Origin of the sequence: Lentihominibacter sp., from assembly GCF_046951855.1 — a bacterium.
In the GTDB taxonomy this organism is placed as follows: Bacteria; Bacillota; Clostridia; order Peptostreptococcales; family Anaerovoracaceae; genus Lentihominibacter; species Lentihominibacter hominis.
Genome location: NZ_JBKTXS010000005.1, coordinates 21,497 through 44,664 on the forward strand (window position 1 = coordinate 21,497; position 23,168 = coordinate 44,664).

General features: G+C 39.6%; 25 protein-coding genes. 14 read left to right on the top strand and 11 right to left on the bottom strand.

Going from position 1 to position 23,168, the window contains the following annotated elements; translation table 11 throughout:
- From ACLR96_RS02280 to ACLR96_RS02305, 6 genes are all read right to left on the bottom strand, one after another.
- The coding region (locus ACLR96_RS02280) for a sensor histidine kinase (protein ID WP_412265098.1) at positions 1–675 on the bottom strand (675 nt) is incomplete at its 3' end.
- A 36-nt stretch (positions 676–711) separates the two neighbouring features.
- Complete coding sequence (locus ACLR96_RS02285) at positions 712–1,551, bottom strand: ABC transporter permease subunit (protein WP_412265099.1); 840 nt, start codon at positions 1,549–1,551, stop codon at positions 712–714.
- On the bottom strand, positions 1,544–2,461 hold the full coding sequence (locus tag ACLR96_RS02290; RefSeq protein WP_177268903.1) for an ABC transporter ATP-binding protein: 918 nt from the start codon (positions 2,459–2,461) through the stop codon (positions 1,544–1,546). The genes ACLR96_RS02285 and ACLR96_RS02290 overlap by 8 nt, the downstream gene beginning before the upstream one ends.
- A gap of 107 nt (positions 2,462–2,568) precedes the next feature.
- Positions 2,569–3,270 carry a response regulator gene (locus tag ACLR96_RS02295; RefSeq protein WP_177268901.1) on the bottom strand — a complete coding sequence of 234 codons (702 nt, stop codon included), beginning with the start codon at positions 3,268–3,270 and terminating at the stop codon, positions 2,569–2,571.
- Between the two features lies 1 nt (position 3,271).
- Entirely contained in the window at positions 3,272–4,648 is a 1,377-nt protein-coding gene (gene argH / locus ACLR96_RS02300) for an argininosuccinate lyase (RefSeq protein WP_177268899.1), read from the bottom strand.
- Entirely contained in the window at positions 4,599–5,867 is a 1,269-nt protein-coding gene (locus tag ACLR96_RS02305; protein ID WP_177268897.1) for an argininosuccinate synthase, read from the bottom strand. The genes argH and ACLR96_RS02305 overlap by 50 nt, the downstream gene beginning before the upstream one ends.
- Positions 5,868–6,072: 205 nt before the next feature.
- Here ACLR96_RS02305 and ACLR96_RS02310 point away from each other — a divergent pair, with 205 nt between their 5' ends.
- The 8 genes from ACLR96_RS02310 (at position 6,073) to ACLR96_RS02345 (ending at position 13,995) form a co-directional block, all read left to right on the top strand.
- Positions 6,073–7,320, top strand: coding sequence for an AI-2E family transporter (locus tag ACLR96_RS02310; RefSeq protein WP_177268895.1), 1,248 nt, complete (start codon positions 6,073–6,075; stop codon positions 7,318–7,320).
- 2 nt (positions 7,321–7,322) lie between these two features.
- A complete protein-coding gene (gene murB, locus ACLR96_RS02315; RefSeq protein WP_177268893.1) occupies positions 7,323–8,234 on the top strand; it encodes a UDP-N-acetylmuramate dehydrogenase in 912 nt (303 codons plus the stop codon).
- The gene (locus tag ACLR96_RS02320; protein WP_177268891.1) at positions 8,227–8,988 is read left to right on the top strand and encodes a PHP domain-containing protein; all 762 of its coding nucleotides are present in this window, start codon (positions 8,227–8,229) and stop codon (positions 8,986–8,988) included. Before murB ends, ACLR96_RS02320 begins: the two co-directional genes overlap by 8 nt.
- Complete coding sequence (gene rapZ / locus ACLR96_RS02325) at positions 8,985–9,830, top strand: RNase adapter RapZ (RefSeq protein ID WP_177268889.1); 846 nt, start codon at positions 8,985–8,987, stop codon at positions 9,828–9,830. Before ACLR96_RS02320 ends, rapZ begins: the two co-directional genes overlap by 4 nt.
- Positions 9,831–9,916: 86 nt before the next feature.
- The gene (gene whiA / locus ACLR96_RS02330) at positions 9,917–10,858 is read left to right on the top strand and encodes a DNA-binding protein WhiA (protein WP_177268887.1); all 942 of its coding nucleotides are present in this window, start codon (positions 9,917–9,919) and stop codon (positions 10,856–10,858) included.
- A gap of 4 nt (positions 10,859–10,862) precedes the next feature.
- The gene (locus tag ACLR96_RS02335; protein ID WP_177268885.1) at positions 10,863–11,726 is read left to right on the top strand and encodes a CorA family divalent cation transporter; all 864 of its coding nucleotides are present in this window, start codon (positions 10,863–10,865) and stop codon (positions 11,724–11,726) included.
- A gap of 12 nt (positions 11,727–11,738) precedes the next feature.
- Positions 11,739–13,277, top strand: a complete 1,539-nt coding sequence (gene rlmD, locus ACLR96_RS02340) for a 23S rRNA (uracil(1939)-C(5))-methyltransferase RlmD (protein ID WP_177268883.1) — start codon at positions 11,739–11,741, stop codon at positions 13,275–13,277.
- 244 nt (positions 13,278–13,521) lie between these two features.
- Positions 13,522–13,995: a flavodoxin gene (locus ACLR96_RS02345; protein ID WP_177268881.1), complete on the top strand. Its 474-nt coding sequence runs from the start codon at positions 13,522–13,524 to the stop codon at positions 13,993–13,995.
- A gap of 150 nt (positions 13,996–14,145) precedes the next feature.
- Here ACLR96_RS02345 and rd read toward each other — a convergent pair whose 3' ends face one another.
- The 3 genes from rd to ACLR96_RS02360 all read right to left on the bottom strand — a co-directional run bounded on the left by rd (position 14,146) and on the right by ACLR96_RS02360 (position 15,433).
- Positions 14,146–14,307 (bottom strand): rubredoxin, encoded by a 162-nt coding sequence (gene rd, locus ACLR96_RS02350; RefSeq protein ID WP_177268879.1) that lies wholly within the window; start codon positions 14,305–14,307, stop codon positions 14,146–14,148.
- An 85-nt stretch (positions 14,308–14,392) separates the two neighbouring features.
- Entirely contained in the window at positions 14,393–14,608 is a 216-nt protein-coding gene (locus ACLR96_RS02355; RefSeq protein WP_412265100.1) for a cupin domain-containing protein, read from the bottom strand.
- A gap of 138 nt (positions 14,609–14,746) precedes the next feature.
- The gene (locus ACLR96_RS02360) at positions 14,747–15,433 is read right to left on the bottom strand and encodes a 4Fe-4S binding protein (protein WP_412265101.1); all 687 of its coding nucleotides are present in this window, start codon (positions 15,431–15,433) and stop codon (positions 14,747–14,749) included.
- A gap of 90 nt (positions 15,434–15,523) precedes the next feature.
- Here ACLR96_RS02360 and ACLR96_RS02365 point away from each other — a divergent pair, with 90 nt between their 5' ends.
- From ACLR96_RS02365 to ACLR96_RS02390, 6 genes are all read left to right on the top strand, one after another.
- A complete protein-coding gene (locus ACLR96_RS02365) occupies positions 15,524–16,177 on the top strand; it encodes a cyclic nucleotide-binding domain-containing protein (RefSeq protein WP_177268873.1) in 654 nt (217 codons plus the stop codon).
- A gap of 38 nt (positions 16,178–16,215) precedes the next feature.
- A complete protein-coding gene (locus ACLR96_RS02370) occupies positions 16,216–17,364 on the top strand; it encodes an aldo/keto reductase (RefSeq protein ID WP_177268871.1) in 1,149 nt (382 codons plus the stop codon).
- Positions 17,365–17,458: 94 nt separating this feature from the next.
- The gene (locus ACLR96_RS02375; RefSeq protein ID WP_177268869.1) at positions 17,459–17,746 is read left to right on the top strand and encodes a TfoX/Sxy family protein; all 288 of its coding nucleotides are present in this window, start codon (positions 17,459–17,461) and stop codon (positions 17,744–17,746) included.
- Between the two features lie 35 nt (positions 17,747–17,781).
- Positions 17,782–18,822, top strand: a complete 1,041-nt coding sequence (locus tag ACLR96_RS02380) for a macro domain-containing protein (protein WP_412265102.1) — start codon at positions 17,782–17,784, stop codon at positions 18,820–18,822.
- Between the two features lie 77 nt (positions 18,823–18,899).
- The gene (locus tag ACLR96_RS02385; RefSeq protein WP_177268867.1) at positions 18,900–20,222 is read left to right on the top strand and encodes an MATE family efflux transporter; all 1,323 of its coding nucleotides are present in this window, start codon (positions 18,900–18,902) and stop codon (positions 20,220–20,222) included.
- 96 nt (positions 20,223–20,318) lie between these two features.
- Positions 20,319–20,450 (top strand): hypothetical protein, encoded by a 132-nt coding sequence (locus ACLR96_RS02390; RefSeq protein ID WP_283242299.1) that lies wholly within the window; start codon positions 20,319–20,321, stop codon positions 20,448–20,450.
- A gap of 15 nt (positions 20,451–20,465) precedes the next feature.
- On the opposite strand, the gene ACLR96_RS02395 is transcribed toward ACLR96_RS02390, so the two are convergent.
- Positions 20,466–22,685: an ATP-binding protein gene (locus ACLR96_RS02395; protein WP_177268865.1), complete on the bottom strand. Its 2,220-nt coding sequence runs from the start codon at positions 22,683–22,685 to the stop codon at positions 20,466–20,468.
- Between the two features lie 113 nt (positions 22,686–22,798).
- Positions 22,799–23,134 (bottom strand): winged helix-turn-helix transcriptional regulator, encoded by a 336-nt coding sequence (locus ACLR96_RS02400; RefSeq protein WP_177268863.1) that lies wholly within the window; start codon positions 23,132–23,134, stop codon positions 22,799–22,801.
- Positions 23,135–23,168 lie beyond the last annotated feature (34 nt).

Genomic DNA, 23,168 nt, shown 5'->3' on the forward strand with positions numbered 1-23,168 from the left:
GTCTTCATTCATACGGATATTAAAATCATCAGCGCTGTATTTCAGCGCATTACTTATTATATTATTAAAAATACGTGTAACAGCTGAAGGGTCAAGAATTCTGTAAATTGGTCTATCAGGAAGACGAATATCAGGAACAATCCCTTTTTGCTGTATAGATGCATAAAAGGATACAAGGCTTTCCTCCAGGAGGCTGCGTATATCAGTCTTTTCGTTGGAAAATTCTTGTATGGAAACTGCTATAGAATATCTGAATAGTTCTTCCATGAGTTTTTTTAAAGCATCTGCTCTGTTTTCAACCTGAGCAATATATCGTGCCATATTTTTTGATTTGTTTTCTGTTTTCATCAAATCCAGATATCCGTACATAGCTGTCAGAGGTGTACGAAGATCATGAGAAATGTTTGTGACGGCATTTTTCAGTTCAAGATCTCCTTGTTGATAATTTAATCTGTCTTTTTGAAGCTTTTTTAGTTCCCCGTTTAAATCAGCAGCCAGGTTCATCATATGCGAATCCCGGCTGCTGATATCTATCAGTGTATTGGTATCTGAAGATATCCGGTCTGCAAAAGCTTCTCTGATTTCATCTGCTGTTTTTCTCAGAAGATGGATTTTTAATAACAGGCATACTATTATGATGATGAAAATACTTATGAGGCAGGATAACCAAAACACTGTGATACGCTCCTTTGATTATTGGTAAATTGTTTTTTATTTTATATCTCTCTTTCGGAATATTAACATGCCGATTACTATAGAGGCAAGAATAATTATACCTGAGTATATAGTCAATAGATAAGGCTCCTGAATAAGACCTCCGTTTTGAGTTATATTAACCGCCTGTCCGGTAGGCAGAAAGTCGTTGAAAAATTGATAGATGCTTCGTATCGTTCCTTCAAGATAATCGGGATTTGATACTATTCCGGATGACATTATTTGGCCTGTGTCAGGATCATGATTTAAACTTTCATAAGTTTCCGGCTGCGCTAATTTGTTGAGAATATATATTGATATGACTAACATGAAAACTGATATCAGGATATTAACAACTGCAGCGAGGGCTTTGTTTTGGCATGTCATTGATATTATGGTGTGGAATGCTGTAAATGCTATAGACATGGCAAAACTGCATAGGATCAATATGACTATTCCTTGGAGCGTTCCGTCTTGAATGCCGCATAGAGGGATGCCGATAATAAGAGTTCCGACTATATAGGAAAAACAGAAAATTAAGCCTGCCGCGCAGCAGCAGATCAGGTTTGACGTATAAATATGATTTCGCGTGTGACCTATCACAAGCTTGTTTCTCATTGTTCCGTCACTGTATTCTGTTCCTGTGAAAAGACTTACAAAAGCAGGAATGATTATGGCTATCGCTGTAGCGTAGATGAACAGTACATTTGTGATATAGGCGTTTTCATGGTATTGATTCATTGCAATATAATGTGTTGTCATCATGAAAATACCAAACAGAAACATTCCTATTGTACAGAGCCAGAAAAATTTATTCATTTTGAGTTTAGCAAAATCTGCTGATAATAATTTATTCATTTGTTTTTCCTCCTCCGATTAAGTTGAGATAAAAGCTTTCCAGACTTTCTCCACGTTCAGTAAGAGATATGATTTCACAGCCTTTATTCATCAGAGTAAGAGTTAGATTGGATATATTTATTTTAGCAAAAATATCGGCTGTATTTTCGGATAATATATTGTATTGTATATCCATTTCATCCAAAACCAGACTCAGTATGTTAGTATCGGAGACTTGTATGCGTAAGCATTTGCGGCATGCCGCTTCCAACTCCTCTGCACTTATTTCTTTTACCATATGGCCGCTGTCAATAAAGCCATAATGGGTAGCCAGACGGGACAGTTCATCCAAAATGTGGCTGGAGATTAGGAATGTGATCTGTCGTTTTTGGTTGAGTTTGAGAATAAGCTCTCTCATTTCGATGATTCCTTGAGGGTCGAGACCATTCACAGGCTCGTCAAGTATCAGAAGGTCAGGATTTCCTGCCAGAGCGATGGCAATACCAAGGCGCTGCTTCATACCTAAAGAGAAGTGCTTTACTTTTTTCCTTCCTGTATTTTCTAAGCCTACGAGTTGAAGCAGATTAGGGATATCATCAAATGAAGGCAGACCAATAATGCGGTATTGCTCTTTCAAGTTGTCCTCTGCCGTCATATTAAGATAAATAGATGGTGTTTCTACTACGGCTCCCATTTTGCGGCGGCATTTTGTGATCTCGGGTTGTGTATTTTTTGTTCCGTATAATGTATAGTTTCCTGATGTTGGCTCCTGAAGGCCGCAGATAAGACGTATAAGAGTGGTTTTGCCGGCGCCGTTTTTCCCTACGAAACCGTAGATGGCGCCTCTCGGAACATGGATGGAGAATCCATCCAGAGCTTTAAAATGTTTGTAATGTTTGCTGAGTGATTCAGCTGTAAGAATATAGTCCATATGAAACCTCCTGTATAGCCGGTTTGATACCGGTATTTTTTCTGTTACGGACGTTATTCTATCAGGAAAAGGTTAAGAGGGCAGTAAAGAAAATAGTAAAAAAAGAGTTAAGATTTGTTTTCTCTCATTTTGAAACCTATGCCCCACACGGCTTCTATATAATCTTTGCCTCCTATATTTTTAAGTTTTCGGCGCAGGTTACTGATATGCACCTTTAGAGAGTTTTCTGTGCAGTCCGGAGTATCTGTGCTTATCTGATCAAGTATAAAGGATTTCGTTATAATTTGAGATGGGTTTTGCATAAGTAATTTTAAAATGGCATATTCAGTTTGGGTAAGTTTAACTTCATCTTCCGATACAGAGACCGACCGCAAAGAAGTGTTAAGCGTAAGATCATTAAAAGATATGATGTTTTGTGCTGAATCCGAATTTTTTGCCTTAGAGGATAAAGATGCGCCGGAGCTCATACGAAGCTGAACAGCTATTCTGGCTAGCAGCTCTTTTATGTCAAAAGGCTTTGTTATATAGTCGCAGGCGCCGTTCATGAGAAGATGAACTTTATCGTCGATTCCTACTTTGGCGCTCACAACAATCACCGGGATGCCGGTGATTTGAGGAAGAACCTCTTCACCGGCAAGCCCCGGCAGCATTAAATCAAGAAGAATAAGATCAGGTTTATTTTCAGAAAGAAGGTATAAAGCCTCCGTTCCGGAGTAGGCACGAAGGCAGTTGTAACCTTCACGCCTAAGAACTTCTTCAAGCATATTTCCTATGTGAATGTCATCATCTATTATAGCAATTGTTTTCATTTTAGCGAGCCTGTTTCTTATTTGCTATATCCGCCAGCTGTTCGTCAACACTTTCAAATGAAGTGGAACCCTTTGAAAGTTTTGCTTTTATACAGCTTCGGATTGCTATTTTATCATATATATCATCTTCGAATTTATCAGAAAATGATTTGAATTCATCCATTGTCATTTCTTCAATTGCGATGCCTTTATTGATGCAGTAAAGAACTATTTTACCTATTATCTCGTGGCAGTCCCTGAATGGAATACCTTTTGAAACAAGATAATCAGCTGCATCAGTAGCGTTCATATATCCATATTTAGCGGCGTTTTCCATTTTGTCTTCTCTGACCTTCATTGTAAGGATCATTTCAGTGAATATGCCGATGGAAGATTTTAAAGTATCTGCTGCATCAAATACAGGGATCTTGTCTTCCTGAAGATCCTTATTGTATGCCAGAGGGAGTCCTTTACACATGGTGAGAAGGCTCATAAGGTCTCCGTATACGCGACCTGTCTTGCCTCTTATCAGCTCTGCCATATCAGGATTCTTTTTCTGAGGCATTATGCTGCTGCCTGTAGAAAAGGAGTCATCTATTTCCACGAAGCTGAATTCAACGGAACTCCATAATATAAGTTCTTCGCAGAATCTTGACAGATGCATCATGGTAACTGCACAGCAGTTTATAAATTCTATGGCAAAGTCTCTGTCGGCTACTGCATCCATGCCGTTGGGAAGAACTGAGGCAAAGCCCAGTTCTTTAGCAAGGAAATCTCTGTCCGTGTCATATGTAGTTCCGGCAAGCGCTCCGCTCCCCAGAGGAAGTCTGTCTATTCTTCCCAGACAGTCGCTGAATCTTTCCTGATCTCTTGAAAACATTTGATAATAGGCAAGAAGATGATAGGATAGTGTTACAGGCTGGGCTCTCTGCAGGTGAGTATAGCCGGGCATTACCGTATCGGTGTGCTGACGCGCCAACTTTTCCAGAGCATCAAGAAGAATTTTTATGGCAGTAGTTATGGCATCTGTTTCTTTTTTCAGATAGAGTCTTATATCCACAGCGATCTGATCATTTCTGCTTCTGGCCGTATGAAGTTTTTTTCCTATGGCTCCGATCCTGTCGGTGAGAATAGATTCTATATTCATATGGATATCTTCTGATTCAATGGTGAATTCCACATTGCCTGTTTCGATATCTGAGAGTATCTCTCCTAATGTTTTTATTATGAGTTCAGATTCATCTTGAGTGATTATACCCTGTTTGCCTAACATTTTTGCATGAGCTATGCTGCCGGCTATATCTTCTTTGTAAAGACGCTGGTCAAACTCTATGGAAGCATTGAATTCATCAGCGGATGAAGTCGCCGCCTTTGAGAACCTTCCTTTCCAAAGTTTCATGTTTCTTGGATCCTCCTTCAACTGTTTCTTTCTGAATAGCACGTATTTTGAGCGGAAGTGAGAACAGGTTTATGAATCCTTCCGCATCTTGCTGATTATATACTTCGTCTTTACTGAATGTAGCGAACTCTTCGTTGTAAAGAGAGTAAGGTGATTTTTTGGCTGCTACTCTTGCACATCCTTTGTAGAGCTTCATTTTTACGGTACCGGTAACCTGTGACTGAGTTACGTCCACGAAAGCGCTGATTGCTTCGCGCAGAGGTGTGAACCACAGTCCGTCATATACCAGCTGGGCGAATTTCTGAGCCACTATAGCCTTGTACTGTGTTGTGTCTCTGTCAAGAATGAGCTGTTCAAGCCCCGAATGTGCCGTAAATAATATGGTTCCTCCCGGTGTTTCATATACTCCTCTTGACTTCATGCCAACGAGACGATTTTCTATAATATCGATAGTGCCTACTCCGTTTTTGCTTCCCAGTTCATTGAGTTTTGTAAGGATGTTGATGGGGTCCATTTTTTTTCCGTTGAGTCCCACAGGTATACCTTTTTCAAAATCTATATCTATATATGTCGGTTCATCCGGAGCCTTTTCGGGAGGCACGCTCAGTACATGAATAGTGTCAAAGTGTTCGTTCCACGGATTCTCCAGTTCTCCGCCTTCATGACTTATATGCCATATGTTTTCATCTCTGGAATAAATTTTTTTCGTAGTCTGGCTGATGGGGATATTGTGAGCGGCAGCATATTCAATAAGATCTTCACGTGATTCGAAGTCCCAGAATCTCCATGGGGCGATGATTTTGATGGCGGGATTCAGAGCTTTTATCGTAGTTTCGAAACGAACCTGATCATTGCCCTTTCCTGTACATCCGTGAGCAATTATGTAAGCACCTTCTTCTTCTGCTACTTCTACAAGTTTTTTTGCCATGAGCGGCCTTGCCATTGAAGTTCCCAGCATGTATTCGTTTTCGTAGATAGCCCCGGCCTTGAGAGTAGGGTATATGTAATCAGTAATGAATTCTTCTCTTATATCCAATGTTATCGCTTTCACTGCGCCTGTTGCGATAGCTTTTTCTTCGATTGCATCGAAATCCTCCTGCTGTCCGGCGTTGCAGCATACTGCTATAACATCGTAATCATAAGTTTCTTTAAGCCAACAAGCCAGTACAGATGTATCAAGACCACCTGAATAGGCAAGTATCACTTTTTCCTTAGCCATTTTTTATTCCTCCTAAACGATTTTATTCTATTTGTATATTATCACTCTAATTATGAATAAAAATTTACAACTTGTTATTATTATACATTAGAAATTGGTAAATTCAACCCTAATAATGAAAAAAATATAAAAATTATAATATAAATAAAAAATATGGAGACTTTGTATATAAATTATTGTAGAATAGAGCTGTAGAGGTGGTAAAATGAAAGTGAGTTTCGACGAAAAACACATTAAATGGGGACTTACGGCATTCCTGGTGGTTTTATGCAGTATTATTGTATTTTTTGCAATATACAGAATAGACAGCGTAAATAAAGTTCTCGGAATATGTGTTTCAATTCTTACTCCTTTTATATACGGACTGGTTATGGCATATCTGTTGTGTCCTGTATACAACTTTACAGTAAGAGGTGTTTACTCTTTGCTGAACAGAAGAAAACGGGTGTTTTCAAGGTCTCTGTCTTTTTCAAAAGCTGTAGGTACTTTTGTATCGATAACTGTGATGCTGGTGATTATTACCGGAATTTTATGGATGATAATACCCGGCCTTGTGGAAAGTATAACGAAGATAATAAAGATTCTTCCTTCGAGTATGGAAGAGCTGAAAGCATGGCTGGATGTCAAACTTACCAATATGCCGGAAGTAAAGAATGTACTGGACGGATGGATAAATAATTTTACAAAAAACGCTATAGATTTTGTGACACAGACGGTTTTGCCGGAATACAGTTCCATAGCTACGAAGATATCCGAAGGAGTTATCGGAGTACTGAACGTCATCAAGAATTTTTTCATAGCTATAATAATATGCGTATATTTTCTTAACAGTAAGGATACTTTTGCAGCTCAGATAAAGAAAATAATCCTGTCTGTATTTAAAAAAAATACGGCAGATGAGATCCTGCAGGGGGCAGCTTTTACCAATAAGACTTTTGGAGGATTTATAAACGGCAAACTGATAGATTCTCTCATTATAGGAATAATATGCTTTATAGTTATGAGTATATTCGGCTGGGAATATACTCTGCTTATAAGTTGTATAATAGGTATAACTAATATAATTCCTTTCTTTGGACCGTTTATCGGCGCTATACCTTCAGCACTTCTGCTGCTAATGGTGGATTACAGACAATGCGTATACTTTGTAATTTTTATATTCATATTGCAGCAGTTTGACGGTAATATCCTGGGACCTAAGATATTGGGAGACAGTACAGGTCTTGCCAGTTTCTGGGTGCTGTTTGCGGTTCTGATCGGGGGAGGTTTGTTCGGCTTTATCGGTATGGTGGTCGGGATACCTATATTTGCGGTTATATATGCTTATGTATCAAGAGCTGTAAATGGAAAGCTGAGGAAACGCGGGCTTTCTACAGCGTTGGATGAATATAGGGTAGACAGCTACAGTGTGAAGAACAGGGATGTTCGTAAAATGAAAAAAGGCGGTAAATAATAATGAGTTTTGATGGGATAAAGAAGATCCTGAAAAATGAGATAGATAATATAATTATAGAAGAAAATGTTCCTATGTCAAAGTATACGTCTTTTCGGGCAGGAGGGAGTGCCCGAATGATGGTGATGCCTCAAAGTATCGATGATCTGAAAACAGTTCTCAGTGTGCTCGGCAGTGAATCATGCCGGCATATGGTACTTGGAAATGGCTCCAATGTACTTGTTCGTGACAGTGGATATGACGGTATTATAGTAAAGATTGGCAGTGGATTTGATTATGTGAGACAGGAAGAAGACTGTCTTGTCTGCGGAAGCGGTTCGCTGATGTCTGTAGTGGCAAAAGCGGCTGTTTCAGCTTCATTAGCCGGTTTTGAATTTGCTTCCGGAATTCCCGGTTCCATAGGAGGGGCTGTGTTTATGAATGCCGGAGCATATGGCGGCGAGATAAAGGACATACTTAAGAAGGCGCATATCATTTCGAAGGACGGCAGAAATGAATATCAGATGACTTCAGATGAACTTCAGATGGGATACAGGCATACAGTCCTTCATGAAACAGGGGATGTTGTAGTTGAAGTTGAGCTGGCTTTGAAAAAAGGAGAACAACAGAAGATAAAAAGTCAAATAGCGGAGCTGATGGACAGGAGAAATTCTAAACAGCCTGTCAATTTTCCAAGCGCAGGAAGTTTTTTCAAGAGGCCTGAGGGATATTTTGCAGGTAAGCTGATACAGGATGCCGGTCTGAAAGGTCTTACAGTAGGCGGAGCACAGGTATCAGAACTTCATAGTGGGTTCATAATAAATAGGGGAGGTGCCACTGCGTCTGATATCCTCCAACTTATGGAGATCATACAGGCCAGGGTATTTGATGAGTTTGGGGTAAAACTGGAGACGGAGGTAAGGATAATTGGATAACAAAGAAAAAACAGCAGACAAGTACAGACTTGTCTACGATTTACATACTCATACGACGTATTCTCACGGTAAAGGATCAGTAGAGGACAATGTAAGAGAAGCATTCAACAAGAAACTGGAATTTATAGCTATTTCAGATCACGGTCCGGGGCATTTGTTTTACGGTATAAACAGAAATGAACTGGTGAATATGAGAAATGATATAGAGCGGATGAATGTTAAGTATCCTAAGCTCAGTGTCAAAATGAGCGTTGAAGCCAATATCATAAATGGCGGAAATGGCCTTGACATAACTCCTGATGAATTTGATGAATTTGATTTTGTCATTGCAGGATATCATTATGGCTTGTTTGGCTGTTACTGTATAAGAAACTGGCTCTGGAGTAAGGGATTCAGGAAAGGCGAGGAAAAGCTCAGAAAAATCAATACTGAGATGGTAATAAAGGCTCTTCGGGAAAACGATATCTCCATATTGACTCATCCGGGAGATAAAGGGCCTTTTGATATAAAGGCCATAGCCGAAGTATGTGCTGAGACTGATACCTTAATGGAGATAAATACATGGCATGGACATATGACGGTGGAAGAGATAAAGACTGCTGCGCAGATAGAAGGTGTTAATTTTATAATAAGCAGTGATGCGCATACTCCTGACCGGGTGGGTGATTTTAAAGCGGGTATTGAAAGAGCCGAGGAAGCGGGGCTTGATCTTTCCAGGATAGTTAACATAGAAAAAACAGAGGAAGTAAAATGAAAGCTATAATAGTAACAGGATTATCGGGAGCCGGAAAGACTCAGGCAATAGACTGCCTTGAAGATATGGGCTATTACTGTATAGATAATATGCCTCCGGCGCTTATAAAAAGCTTTATAGATCTTACAGGAAAAGGAAAGGGGATAGACAAGGCCGCTTTTGTTATAGATGTGAGAGGGGGAAGGCTTTTTGATGATCTTAAGGATTCTCTGGAGGAGCTCAAAAGAGAAGCTGTAGATTACAAGATATTGTTCCTTGAAGCCTCAGACAGGACATTGCTGAGACGATATAATGAAACGAGAAGAAATCATCCGCTTTCTGAAGGAGGCCCTGTGGCTGCAGGTCTTGCCAGAGAACGTGAGAGGCTGGAAGTCCTCAGAAAAGAAGCGGATTATGTCATTGATACATCTAATATGAAGTCTGCTCAGCTCTGGTCAGAGATAAAGCATTTGCTGACATCAGGTGAGAATAACAAATCTTTTATAATAAATATTATGTCTTTCGGATATAAGAGAGGAACGCCGATGGCGGCAGATATGGTTTTTGATATGAGGTTCATACCTAATCCATATTATGTAAAATCTCTAAGACCTCTTACGGGCAATAATGCTAAAGTCAGTAAATATGTGCTGAAACATAAGATAACCGATGAATTTCTGCAGAAAGCCATGGATATGATAGAAATGCTGATACCTTTTTATATAAAAGAGGGGAAATACAGTCTCAATGTTTGTATAGGCTGTACGGGAGGACATCATAGATCTGTAGCTGTAGCCAATGAACTTCACAGACGTCTTCAGGACAGTGGTAAGAGAACAACTCTTGAACACAGAGATCTGTAGGCAGATTTTAAAAGCCGGGAAATTAAGCCTCCCTGAATTATCGGGGAGGTTTTTCATAATAGATAATATACAGTCGGAGGAATAAAATGTCGTTTGCATCTGATACAAAAAATGAACTGGCACATATAGTACCGGAAAAGAAATGTTGCATGCTGGCCGAAATCGCAGGGTTTATGCGTACTGCCGGAAGCGTTCAGCTTGCAGGAGGGGGAAAGTTCAAAATAGTTATGACAACCTCAAACCCGGCAGTTGCTAGACATTATAAGACGATGATAAAGAATTATTTTTCCATAGATACTGCTGTGGGAATGGGGCAGGACAATTCCATAAAAGGAGGAAATTCTTACATACTTTATATAGGGCCCGAGAACCGGAGTGAAGAGATATTGAGAGAGACTGGCATACTTATGGTAAAAGAAGGGCTGAATGCTATCAGTGACGGCATATACGACGGTCTTGTAAGAACAAAATGTTGCAGAAAGTCATATTTGAGAGGAGTATTTTTGGGTACCGGCAAGGTGAACAACCCGGAAAAAGAATATCATTTTGAAATAGGTGCCGAAAGGGAGGTGCTGGCAAAGGATATAAGAAAGCTTTTAAATAGCTTTGTTGATATACATGCCAAGATCACTAAAAGAAAAAAGGGCTATGGCGTTTATCTTAAAGCGGGAGAACAGGTAAGAGATGTTATAGGAATCATGGGCGCATCAAATCAGTTTTTTAAATTTGATGAGATTATGATGATGAAGGGCCTTAAATCACAGACGTATAGGTTGAATAATCTGGATAACGCCAATATAGATAAGTCTATAAAGGCAGCTGAAAAGCAAATAAAATGTATAAATACTATAATAGAAAAAAAAGGCTTGGATTTTCTTTCAGCGAAGCTTAAAGAAACCGCACGTATCAGACTTGAAAATCCCGATGCAGGTATCGAAGAACTGGGGAGAATGATGTCTCCTCCCCTTTCCAAGTCAGGAGTCAACAACAGGCTGCGACGTATAGAAGAGATTGCAAAGGAGTTGTAGTTTTATGAAAAATCTCGAATTGATATCAGCTGATGATTTTTTTGAGAAATACAGACAGCTGCCGGGACATGAGCTTCTCACCAGACATATGGCTTCAGTAAAACATTGCAGCGCCAATATGTTTGGAAAATGTGTAATGGGAACTCTCCTGGTGCCGGATAAGAATGATCTGGAAAAGCAAAGACTGAAATGCGGGTTTTATATGAATGCGGACAGGCTTATTATAATAGATGATGAAGGCAGGAGCAGTAAAGTTTTTGAAGAAATGGCCAAAGAGGAAAGCTTTGAAATCGGCAATCCCCCGTTTATGCTTTTTGGATTCATCGAATATCTTTTGCGAGATGATCTTCTTTATCTTGAAGAATATGAAAAGAAGCTTGATATTATAGAGGATCTTGTCACAGATGAAGGGGCGGAGATACCCGAAGATTTCAGCGGATTTATGTCTCGGCACAGAAAGAATCTCAGAACGCTTATCAGTTATTATAAGCTGCTTGCTGATGTGACAGATGTATTGGAAGCATTTTTGGCAAAGGAAAATGATGAAAGAACGCGGCAGTTTTTTTCTTTTCTCGGAAACAAAGCGGACAGGCTGTATCATGACTCGATGGCTATGTCTGAGTATGTGCTTCAGATAAGAGATATACATCAGTCCAGAATAAGTTCTCAGCAGAATAAAGTAATGCAGCTTCTTACTATCGTTACGACGATATTTATGCCTCTGACACTCATAGCGGGATGGTATGGAATGAATTTTAGGAATATGCCTGAGCTTAAACTCCCTTATGGATATCTGGCGGTAGGGATATTGGCGGCTGTTACTGTAATAATAGAAATAATATTTTTTAAAAGAAAAAAATGGTTTTAGAGGAGTATCTTAATGAAAAAAGGTATGATCGTTGAAATAAGAATTGAAGATATGAGCAGCCAAGGACAGGGAATCGGCAAAGCCGACGGCTTTGTGGTTTTCGTGCCTGGAGCTGTTGTGGGGGATTTGGTCAGAGCGGAAATGACGAAAGTAAAGAAAAGTTACGGTTTTTCAAGATTGGTGGAGATAATAAAGCCGTCACCTTACAGGTTTTATGATTTTGACTGTGAATATTTAAGTAAAGGCTGCGGTGGATGTCAGTATGGGAGATTAAGTTATGATGCCCAGCTCAGGCTTAGAGAAAAACAGGTGAGAGAAAAGCTGCAGCGCATAGCTTATATACAAGATCCGCAGGTAAAAGATATCATAGGCATGAAAGAAAGTGACAACGAAGGAAACGGGACTTTTAGATATAGAAATAAAGCGCAGTTTCATGTAAGTACAGGCGGTGTGATAACACGAAAAGGTGGGGTTGTGGAAAACCTGGGGGAGCCGACAGTAGGATTTTTTAGATTTAAAAGCCATCATGTAGTAGACTGCGAGGAATGTTGTCTTCAGTCTCCTGCTGCAATGGCTGCTGCAAATGCTCTTCGCAGGTTCATGGAGGAAGATAATATAACAGCATGGGATCCTAAATGGGAGAAGGGGCTTATCCGCGATCTCGTTGTAAAGACCGGATTTGCTACCAAAGAGGTGATGGCTATAGTCATTATAAACGGAAACGGAATACCTAATGTACAAAAACTTGTCTCAATGATGGATGAGGCTGTCTACGATGCAGGGTATTACATGGAAAGTTTTGTTATAAGTGTAAAAAAAGCCGATAAATCAGGCAGACAATTACAGGCCGTTAACGATATAATGGGAGATAAGAATATAATAGTGGCCGGCCGGCCGGTTATAAAAGATATTTTAGGACCTCTTGAGTTTGAAATCTCTCCTGCAAGTTTTTATCAGGTGAATCCGGTACAGACAAAACGACTTTATGATAAAGTAAGGGAGTATTGCGGTCTGAAAAAACATGAAAATTTTGATGTCTGTTCAGAAGGACCGGCAGAAAGGCATGTTATATTAGACCTTTACTGCGGCGTAGGATCCATAGGTCTTTACTGTGCTGATAGCGCAGAAATGATTATAGGCATAGAAGCTGTAAAGGAGGCAGTCGTGGATGCCAACAGGAATGCTGTTATAAATGGCATAGTGAATGCGAGATACATATGCGGCAAGGCAGAAGAAGTATTGCCGGCATATATTGGTGGAAAAGAAGAAGAAGGAACATATGATTCTGAAATAGCAGAAACCGTAAGGAAAGCTGATATCGCAATTCTTGACCCTCCGAGGGCGGGATGCAAGCCACAGCTGCTCGAGGCGGTAGCTGCGGCAGGCGTAGAGCGGATTGTCTACGTATCTTGCGATCCGGCTACATTGGCAAGAGATATAAAGTTTCTTTTGGAGCTTGGATATGAGTTTAAAGAAGTCACACCTGTAGACATGTTTCCGTGGACAGGGAATATTGAGGCGGTGGCATTGATGCTGCGAGAAGATAAATGAGAGCTTGAAAAAATGCAGGAAACAAAAAATTTCCGGGAGTTTGGACTGTTTGAGCAGCAGTTTTGGTTCCTGGATTTTTTATTGTTGTTATGATTATGTAAAAAACACGCATTATCAATATTTTATCCTTTATGATATTCCTAATAATTATAATAAACTATTCAATATAACTATTTGCTATTAATTTGCTTGAAAAGTATAATAGAATCAAAGATTATAGTAAATATATTTCGGAGGTGAAATTATGGATAAGAAATTAGTTGCCTATTTTTCAGCAAGCGGAGTGACAAGAGGAGTTGCAGAAGCGCTCGCTGAAGCTGCAGGAGCAGATCTGTATGAAATAAAGCCGGAAATTCCATACACAGCAGCAGATCTTAACTGGAATGACAGAAAGAGCAGAAGTACTTTGGAAATGAGAGATCCGGATTCGAGACCTAAAATTTTAGAAAAATATGATAAGATAAATGAATATTCTGTTATATTTTTGGGTTTTCCGATATGGTGGTATACTGCTCCGGCAATAATAAAAACATTTCTTGAAAGTTATGATTTAAGCGGCAAAAAAATCATTTTATTTGCTACGTCGGGAGGAAGCGGACTGGGAAAAACAGATAAAGAACTGCAGGCAATATGCCCGGGGGCTTATATACAAAATGGAAGAATGTTCAGCGGCAAGCTTTCTCAGAAAGAATTATTGGACTGGGCAGATAGTATTTAAGTAAATAACCGAAGAATCATGTATGTTCTTTGGCTGCGATTATTATAGTATCTCATCTGAGTAGTTTAAAATGTTCCGTATACATAATATAAATCCGAACAATGAATAAGCTGCCGTAAATATCGGCAGCTTATGGTTTCATGAGTGTTTTTATTTCTGTTCTTCGAATTCGTCTTTTCCCACACCGCATAAAGGGCATTCATAATCATCAGGCAGATTTTCAAATTTTGTACCTGCGGTGATTCCGTTATCCGGTTCGCCTACTGATTCGTCGTATACATAACCGCAAACTTTACAAACATATTTTTTCATAACTTTCCTCCTGTCCGGCTGCAGCTCAAAGCCTTAAGCCCGTACAATCTTATTTTTAAACTATTTTTATTATTTCATAACTTACTTAAAATATAACTACAAGCAGCATTTTAAAGTTTTCTTCGCCTGATACTGCATGAGGATGTCCTGCCGGCATAACTATAGATTCCCCTTCGTGAAGAGAATAATCCACATCATCGATCGTAATTTTTCCTACTCCGTCAAGGCATGTTACAAAGGCATCTCCATTTGACTGATGAGTACTTATTTCTTCTTTTTCTGCAAAAGCAAAGAGGGTCACACTGACGGCATCGTTTTGGGCCAGCGTTTTGCTGACTACTTGGCCTTCCTGATAAGATACGAGATCTTTCAGTGTAAGGACTTCTGATTTTTGATGTTTTTCATGATTTCTTTGGCGGATTCTCCGTTATTCTTTTATTTACCATCTGGATATTGTAACGATCTGCCATGGAATAAATTTACCACTGGCCTGCAGAGCTTGCTTGGCGGCAAATTCCAGCCCGCCGCAGCATGGGACTTCCATTCGTACTATGGTAACGCTCTTTATATCGTTGTTTTTTATTATTTCCGTAAGTTTTTCACTATATTCTACAGAATCAAGTTTAGGACATCCTATAAGTGTGATTTTGCCTTTCATGAATTCCTGATGCATATTAGCATATGCATAGGCGGTACAGTCAGCAGCGATAAGAAGTTTAGCTCCGTCAAAATATGGTGCATTGACAGGAACTAGCTTTATCTGACACGGCCATTGTCCCAGCTGTGAAACAGAAGGTTCGGCAGGAGAATGGTCTGCGGTTTCATTTTTTGTGTCTAATCTATGTGCTTGACTTCCCGGACATCCGCGGAAGGCATCTTTGCTTGTTTTTTTTCTTTGATTTTCCAAAACAGCAGCTTCATCATACGGGGCAGCTTCTCTTTCGATAAAAGTGATAGCATTGGTAGGGCATGAAGGCAGGCAGTCGCCCAGACCGTCACAATAGTCATCTCTCAAAAGTTTTGCTTTTCCGTTTACCATACCGATGGCGCCCTCATGACAGGCCTCTGCACATGCTCCGCAACCGTTGCACTTTTCTTCATCTATATTAATTATCTTTCTTATCATAGTCAATACCTCATTTCTTGTTTTTATGATGTGAGTATAGTACAATAGTTAAAAGAATTCGGTGGTTATAACCACGGAAAAGAGGCAAAAGTGAAAAAAAATAAATTTCCTATTTTCAGAGGGATAAGTGAATCAGAAATGAACGAGATAACAAATATTGGATGTATACGGAGGATGGAATATGATAAAGATGCTGTAATATTTCATACAGGAGAAGTGGTAAATGAATTCGGTATAATAACGTCAGGGAGTATAAATATTGAGAATATAGATCTGTGGGGAAACAGAAATATACTGAATCATATTCCACAGGGGCAGGTTTTCGCTGAAACCTATGCTATATGTAAAATGCCTATGATGGTAGATGCGGTGGCAGGAGAAGACTGCAGCGTTCTTTTTCTCAATATGGATAAACTTCTTGATTGGAGTAATCTCGATAAATCGTGGTATCCGAAATTTCTCCATAATATGCTGTTGATGTCTACAAATAAAAATCTGGGGCTGTCAAATCGGATTTTCTGCACTTCTTCTAAAAATATCAGAAGCCGGGTGATGACATATCTTTCTTCTGAGGCTGTCAAGAGCGGCAGTATGGATATTGTTATTCCCTTCAATAGACAGCAGATGGCTGATTATCTTAATCTTGAACGCAGTGCATTATCAAAAGAACTGGGAAAAATGAGAGATGAAGGGATACTGGAATTCAGAAAAAACAGATTCAGACTTTTTCGCCTTGAAGAATAAGCAGGCAATGAAAATATAAATAGTAAAAGGAGAATAATATGAGATACAGAAATTTGGGAAATACAGGGCTTAATGTCAGCGAGATCGGAATGGGATGCGAAGGTTTTGCAGGAGATGAGTACAGAGAAGCCGGAAGAATTTTTGATGCGGCGGAAGAGCTGGGGATAAATTATTTTGATCTTTATTCATCTGACCCGAAGCTGCGTGAAAGCGTAGGAAAAGCTATAAAAGGCAGAAGAAAAAAATTCATCATCCAGGGACATATATGCTCTGTCTGGAAAAACGGGCAGTATGAGAGATCCAGAGATATAGAAGAAGTAAAATCAAGTTTCATGGAGCTTATGAGGCTTATAGAGACTGACTACCTTGATGTGGGGATGATCCACTATTGTGATTCTATGAAAGATTGGGACAACATATCAAATGGGCCTGTTATGGATTTTGCCAGGGAGTTAAAGAAAGCCGGAACTATACATCATATAGGTCTCAGCAGCCATAATCCACAGGTAGCTTTAAAGGCTGTCAGAGAAGGAAATATAGAAGTGCTGATGTTCAGTATAAATCCTTGCTATGATCTTATGCCTGCCGATGAAGACGTGGAGGAGCTGTGGAATGAAAGAAATTATGAGAAGCCGCTTATAAATATGGATCCACAGAGACAAGAACTTTATGAGACATGTCAGAGACTTGGAGTAGGAATTACTGTGATGAAAGCATTTGGAGGCGGTGATTTGCTGGATGAGAAACTTTCCCCGGCAGGCAGGGCTCTTACCGTTAATCAATGTATTCATTATGCTATGACAAGGCCGGCTGTGTCGACAGTTTTGGCGGGGGCTCGTTCTGCCGGTGAACTGAGGCGAAGTGCATCATATGAGGAGGCCTCAGACGAGGACAAGGATTATGCTTCTGCTCTGGCATCGTTTCCGAATATAAGCTGGAAGGGCCATTGTATGTACTGCAGTCATTGTGCTCCATGTCCAAAAAAACTTGATGTGGCTTCCATTACTAAATTTTTAAATCTCACTGTAGCGCAGGGAAGAATTCCTGAGACGGTAAGAGAACATTATGAATTGCTGGGGCATTATGCAGGGGAGTGTATAGAATGCGGAGCCTGCGAAAAAAGGTGTCCTTTTGAAGTGAACATAATAGAAAATATGAAGAAAGCCAAAAAGATTTTTGGCAAATAAAGCAGGAGTCAAGGTGAACTTGTGTCTTTGTTTTGTCTATAGTATACTTTTAACAGTAAATAATAATTGCTGTATTTGATGAGGGTGTATTGAGATGGCCAGCAGTGAGGATTTTGTTTGGCATGTATCGGAGCAGTGTTCTAAAGTAGGAAATATTACGTATAGGAAAATGTTCGGAGAATACGGACTGTACTGCGATGGGAAAATATTTGCTTTGGTATGTGATAATCAGTTTTTTGTAAAAATCACGAGTTTTGGAAAGTGTTTTAAAGCTGAGCTTAAAACGGCGCCTCCTTATGATGGAGCTAAGTCATATTTTGTTATGGATGATTTGGATGAGAGAGATTTTTTTGGGTTAATTGAAGAGTTATATTTGCTGTGATATAATAAATAAGCATGATTAAAGGAGAAGTTAAGATGAATGATAGATATGCTAAAGCTCTTGAGCGGGCTTTATTTAATTGGTATTATACAGGAGATAATGCTCCGTCAGAGCCTGTTTTTAATGCTCTCAGTGAGGGTAGCAAAAATGGAATGCAGCTTCTTGTTCCCATTGAAATACCTGAAGCTCTTTTACAGCAGCTGATGAATGCCGAAAGCTTGCAAGAGGGGACGACTTTTTCCATAAATGAAGAGTTGCCGATACGTTTCGGACATATTCCTGTAGATGAAGACGGTCATTATCTTATACCGGTCTTTACAAGTGAAGAGCAGCTTAAAATGGGAGAGGAAAGTCCGGCTATGAATCAGCCGATAAATATTTTGATGGAATCATTGGATCAGTGGCCGGATTGCATAGGTCTTGTGGTAAATCCTTATTCAAATAAAATTCTTATAGATCGCAATATCAGGGAAAAAATAATAACTTTTTCACCTAAATCCCATGTGGCTTTCGTGAAGGGAAGTGTTCTTGATCTAAATGTATCGGCTGTTGTGAATTCAGCGAATAAAACGCTTCTGGGAGGTAAGGCAGTAGATGAGATATTGCTTGCAGAGGATGAAAATATTCATGAAGCATTCCTGTGCGGAGGAGGGCTCAACGGTGCGGTGCATGAAGCTGCAGGGCGCGCTCTTTTTGACGAATGCAGATCCTTGGGCGGATGTAACGTGGGAGATGCGAAGATGACGGGAGCCTACGGATTATCCAATGCAGAATATATAATCCACGCTGTCGGACCTATATATATGGGTGATGAAACTGAAGAAGAGAGCCGCAGACTATTGGCATCATGCTATAACAAAGCGCTTGATCTGGCGTCAGAAAAGGGCTGTGACAGCGTGGCTTTTCCATGTATATCTGCAGGAGCGCAGGGATATCCTATAGGCAAATCAGCGTTGACTGCACTGATAACAGTAGTAGAATGGTTTGAGGCACATCCTGATGTTGTAATGAATGTGTATCTGTGCAGTTTTACGGAAAATGAGTATAAAAACTATCTCAGACTTATTAAAAATTAAGAGTTGAAACGGGTGAGCACCTACCGTATGCAAGGCTGTTGCATACGGTTTTATTTTTGAGAGAGAAAGGAGCTTTTATGATTGAACATATATTTGGCGATGATTTCAAGAATATAGTTAATACGCTGGTAAGGTTCAGCCTGCCGCTTATTTTAAGTGGTATTTTGCAGCAGCTTTATAATTGGGTGGATGCTTTTATAGTAGGAAATGTAGAAGGAGAGCTGGCACTGGCGGCAGTAGGTGCAACAGGAACAGTTATCAATTTTTATATTATGGCCATTACCGGATTTACTCTGGGGTTGGCTATTCTTTTTGGACAAAAATTCGGAAGCGGTGAGCTGGATTATATTCCGAAGGTATTGTCTACTTTTACAGTAATTCTTGGGGCAAGTTTTATTATATTGTCTCTGCTGGGAGCACTCACTACAGTTCCTTTGCTTGAGCTTCTGCATACTACCGGTGATACGATACATATGGCTGCGGATTATTTACAGATCATATTTGCCGGGATCCCTTTTATGGCAGTATATAATGTATATTCTGCAGCTATGAGAGGAACAGGAGACAGCAAAGCTCCGTTTCTCGCGATCCTCGTATCTTCTATAGTAAATATTGTACTTGATATTATATTTGTTGCTTTATGGGGATGGGGTGTCAGAGGAGCGGCAGCTGCAACTGTTCTTTCACAAATATCGATGGCTGTGTTCATAATAATTTATGCGTCAAGCAAATATACGTCTCTTCGTTTTTCATTCAGGGAAAAGTTGGTGGACAAGGGGTGTTTGGTTCAGGGATTTAATTTTGGGCTGCCTCCCATGATACAGTCCAGTATAACAGCTTTTGGAAGTATAATATTGCAGAATTTTATGAATGGATTCGGGACTCAGACAGTTGCGGCTATTACTACGGCTTATCGCATAGATACTATGGCGCTTTTGCCTATTATCAATCTCGGTTCCGGAATTTCTACTATAGTGGCTCAGAATTACGGGGCGGGGAAAATAAGGCAGACCAGAAAAATTTTTTTTGTGGGAACTGCTTTGATGGTGATAGTTTCAGTTATGTTGACAGCACTGATCGTATTGGCCGGAGGTTCTTTGATAAGTCTATTTGGTGCAAGTGAGGCTGCTATAGATATCGGACGGAATTTCTTTTACCGTTTGGCAAGCTTTTATCTTGTGTTTGGCATAGCTACAGCTATGAGGGGCTATATTGAAGGGCTGGGGGATGTGGTATACTCCAGTGTTGCAGGAATAGTTTCTCTGGCAGTTCGTATTATATTGTCTTATGGGCTTGTTTCTTTTTTTGGGAATATGGTTATAGCATACGCTGAAGCTTTTGCATGGATACTTCTATTGATAATGTATGGAATAAGAGTTTTTGTTAAACATCCGGGCTGATTTATTTTTATTTTTGCTGTTATAATCACCTTATTAAAGATAGTGGGTTTATATATTATGATATAAATTCAAAGCAAAAAACAAACTCGGAGGAAAATGAAATGTTTTGTTATCAGTGCTAAGTCTTGCGGAATAGTTTCTCTCAGTAAATCTGATGTCGATGATTATGTAAATACCGAAATAACGAAAGCAAATAGAATCCCATCATCTTCATATATCTGGAGATGATGGGAGATCATGGTTTTATTGTTTTTTTATTATAGTGTTCTCCAGAGTTGCCATTACCTGCTGTATATCTATTGGCTTTGCAATGTGATCGTTCATACCGCTGTCCAGACAACGTTTTATATCCTCTGAAAAAACATCTGCTGTCATGGCGATGATAGGAAGATCAGCATCCGGGCGGAGCAATGATCGGATTGCTCTTGTAGTTTCATAACCATCCATTACCGGCATTCTGACGTCCATCAGAATGGCGCTGTAGTAATTGAGTTCTGATTCCTCGAACATTTCGAGGCAACGTTTTCCGTTTTCTGCATGATATAGTTTAAGCCCAAAATCAGTCAGAAGTTCGTATGCTATTTCCCAGTTAAGTTCATTATCTTCGGCTACTAAAATATGTTTCCCTTGAAGGCCGTGTTTTTCTTCCTTTAAAGTGTTGTTTTCATCGGGCAGATTGTGTTCTTCTCTTTTCGGAACACATGGTTTCAGGTCCAGTGTTATATGAAATTCGGAACCTTGATCAATGTGGCTCTTCACTGTAATGGTTCCGCCAAAAGCATCAATAATATTTTTTGTAATTGCCATACCCAGACCTGTACCTTCTGTGCGCATGATATTTTCTTTGTTTTCGCGTGAGAATGAGTCGAAGATTATTTTTTGGAATTCTTCTGACATTCCTATTCCGTTATCTTGTACTATGACGTGTGTACGTATATATTCGCTGTTTTCCTCAGGTGTTTCCTGCCATACAGTCAACCTTACAGTTCCGTTCTTTTTAGTAAATTTAACTGCATTGGACAGTAGATTCAAGAGGACCTGATTAAGGCGTACATTGTCACAGAAGACCATATCTTCAGTAATATCATGAATAAACAAATCAAATAATTGATTTTTTGCGTTTGCCTGAGGTTTTATTATCTCTGCGGCAGTATTAACTGTTTCGCGAAGAGAAGTAGGAGTGATATTGAGTGTTAGTTTACCGTTTTCGATTTTTGACATATCCAATATATCATTGATAAGCCCTAAAAGATGTTTTCCTGAAAGTATTATTTTTTCAAGATAGTTTTTCATATCGTTTTCATTGTCTGTTCGGGATTGGGCAAGTGTAGCAAGGCCCAATATTGCATTAATAGGCGTTCGGATGTCGTGGCTCATATTTGAGAGGAATTCACTTTTTGCTTTATTGGCATGATCTGCTTCAGCTTTGGCAGCCTCAGCATCGGCTTTGGCTTTTTCAACGATACTCCTCTGATGCTTCTCCGAAAGATAATAAAGTATAAAACTTCCCAAAAGAATGCACAAAATGATAGAACCGGATATCATTACAGCTTTGAGACGCAGGTCACTGTTGGATTGTATGATACTGTCAGTAGCGCCTTCAGGCATAAGGGTTACCAGATACCATTCTGAATTTGTGAGCGGAGAATAGAAACAGTGATGATTTAGTGTACCGTCAGAAAAATACAGAGAAAATTTTTCCCTGTCTGCCATTTTTTGCTTTATATCAGATAACGTTTTGTCACTGTCCATGCCGCTGGCTTCAGCCAGTTTTGATACCCTGTCCAAATAATTGTTTTCTGTTGCATTATCATCGTTTTTGATGATAAAAGAGCCGTCGTTTCTGATGATGTGAGAAAGACATCCATCGCCATTGTCCTGCAGGGACAGTTCCTCATTCAAAAAATCCATGGGACCGCCGGTAACCAATGCTATTCCGTTATTTTCTCCAATGGAAAAATCAGCAGGTACTCCCTGTAAGAACAATAAATCGCCTGATTGAGTTTCTCCTAGAGCTACTTTATCGATGTCGTTTTTTATCGATGTGCGGAACGGCTGTTCGTTTATGATGTTGATGGTTTCATCTTTGTCTTGATAAATCGTGAGAAGATTTCCGTCCTCCTGATACATACCTATGAAAGTAAAACCAAATGCATCAGCTCCCACTGAAAGATTGTACATGATGGTATCATAATTATCTTCGTTTTGAGCTTCTGATAAAAGTGACTGAGCTTGCGAGATACGCAGATTGATAATAGTGTCAAAATGATGTTGTATTTCACTGCTGCTCTCCTTCATATGAACCTGATTGATTTTACTTACCGAGTCTTGATTGATTTTTTCAAGATAGTTTCTCAGAATTCCGAAGACTGCAGTGGCTGCCACAAGGACGAACACCGTCGAGATGATCCAGAATCTCCGCATATTTGATATTGACCTTTTTTGTGGCTTTTTTTTAAACATAGAGTTTCTCCAATACGACAAATAAATATAGAATTTTAATTTCAACGGGTTACAGTATAGCATTATTCTTATGGGTACAACAAGGCTTTTATAAAAGCCGAAGAGACTGAAAATCATTTTTCATTTTTGTAAGTTTTTTTATATCCGTTGCCCCAGTTTTCCATGGCGTCCAATATAGGACGCATAGATTCTCCGAGATGGCTGAGAGAATATTCTACTCGCGGAGGAACTTCCGGGTATACCGTACGGTTAATGATTCCATCAGATTCCATAGATCTGAGACTGTCAGTCAGAACTTTATGGCTTATACCTTCGAGATCTTTTTGAAGTTCGTTGAAACGCCATGGCCTTACAAGGAGATTCCGTATAATGAGAAGTTTCCACTTGCTGCCTATGAGTTGTACTGTTGTTGCAACAGGACATGCGGGAAGTTCGTCTTTCTTTTTCATGATATCATTACCCTCTTTTTTTATTTAACGTGAT

Excerpts from the sequence above, each read along its gene's own strand:
- whiA (WP_177268887.1), top strand. The coding sequence starts at position 9,917 with ATGTCGTTTGCATCTGATACAAAAAATGAACTGGCACATATAGTACCG.
- ACLR96_RS02370 (WP_177268871.1), top strand. The coding sequence starts at position 16,216 with ATGAGATACAGAAATTTGGGAAATACAGGGCTTAATGTCAGCGAGATC.
- murB (WP_177268893.1), top strand. The coding sequence starts at position 7,323 with ATGAGTTTTGATGGGATAAAGAAGATCCTGAAAAATGAGATAGATAAT.
- ACLR96_RS02290 (WP_177268903.1), bottom strand. The coding sequence starts at position 2,461 with ATGGACTATATTCTTACAGCTGAATCACTCAGCAAACATTACAAACAT.
- ACLR96_RS02305 (WP_177268897.1), bottom strand. The coding sequence starts at position 5,867 with ATGGCTAAGGAAAAAGTGATACTTGCCTATTCAGGTGGTCTTGATACA.
- ACLR96_RS02400 (WP_177268863.1), bottom strand. The coding sequence starts at position 23,134 with ATGAAAAAGAAAGACGAACTTCCCGCATGTCCTGTTGCAACAACAGTA.
- ACLR96_RS02395 (WP_177268865.1), bottom strand. The coding sequence starts at position 22,685 with ATGTTTAAAAAAAAGCCACAAAAAAGGTCAATATCAAATATGCGGAGA.
- argH (WP_177268899.1), bottom strand. The coding sequence starts at position 4,648 with ATGAAACTTTGGAAAGGAAGGTTCTCAAAGGCGGCGACTTCATCCGCT.
- ACLR96_RS02345 (WP_177268881.1), top strand. The coding sequence starts at position 13,522 with ATGGATAAGAAATTAGTTGCCTATTTTTCAGCAAGCGGAGTGACAAGA.
- ACLR96_RS02380 (WP_412265102.1), top strand. The coding sequence starts at position 17,782 with ATGAATGATAGATATGCTAAAGCTCTTGAGCGGGCTTTATTTAATTGG.
- rlmD (WP_177268883.1), top strand. The coding sequence starts at position 11,739 with ATGAAAAAAGGTATGATCGTTGAAATAAGAATTGAAGATATGAGCAGC.
- rapZ (WP_177268889.1), top strand. The coding sequence starts at position 8,985 with ATGAAAGCTATAATAGTAACAGGATTATCGGGAGCCGGAAAGACTCAG.
- ACLR96_RS02335 (WP_177268885.1), top strand. The coding sequence starts at position 10,863 with ATGAAAAATCTCGAATTGATATCAGCTGATGATTTTTTTGAGAAATAC.
- rd (WP_177268879.1), bottom strand. The coding sequence starts at position 14,307 with ATGAAAAAATATGTTTGTAAAGTTTGCGGTTATGTATACGACGAATCA.
- ACLR96_RS02360 (WP_412265101.1), bottom strand. The coding sequence starts at position 15,433 with ATGATAAGAAAGATAATTAATATAGATGAAGAAAAGTGCAACGGTTGC.
- ACLR96_RS02295 (WP_177268901.1), bottom strand. The coding sequence starts at position 3,270 with ATGAAAACAATTGCTATAATAGATGATGACATTCACATAGGAAATATG.
- ACLR96_RS02310 (WP_177268895.1), top strand. The coding sequence starts at position 6,073 with ATGAAAGTGAGTTTCGACGAAAAACACATTAAATGGGGACTTACGGCA.
- ACLR96_RS02385 (WP_177268867.1), top strand. The coding sequence starts at position 18,900 with ATGATTGAACATATATTTGGCGATGATTTCAAGAATATAGTTAATACG.
- ACLR96_RS02375 (WP_177268869.1), top strand. The coding sequence starts at position 17,459 with ATGGCCAGCAGTGAGGATTTTGTTTGGCATGTATCGGAGCAGTGTTCT.
- ACLR96_RS02285 (WP_412265099.1), bottom strand. The coding sequence starts at position 1,551 with ATGAATAAATTATTATCAGCAGATTTTGCTAAACTCAAAATGAATAAA.
- ACLR96_RS02390 (WP_283242299.1), top strand. The coding sequence starts at position 20,319 with ATGAAATGTTTTGTTATCAGTGCTAAGTCTTGCGGAATAGTTTCTCTC.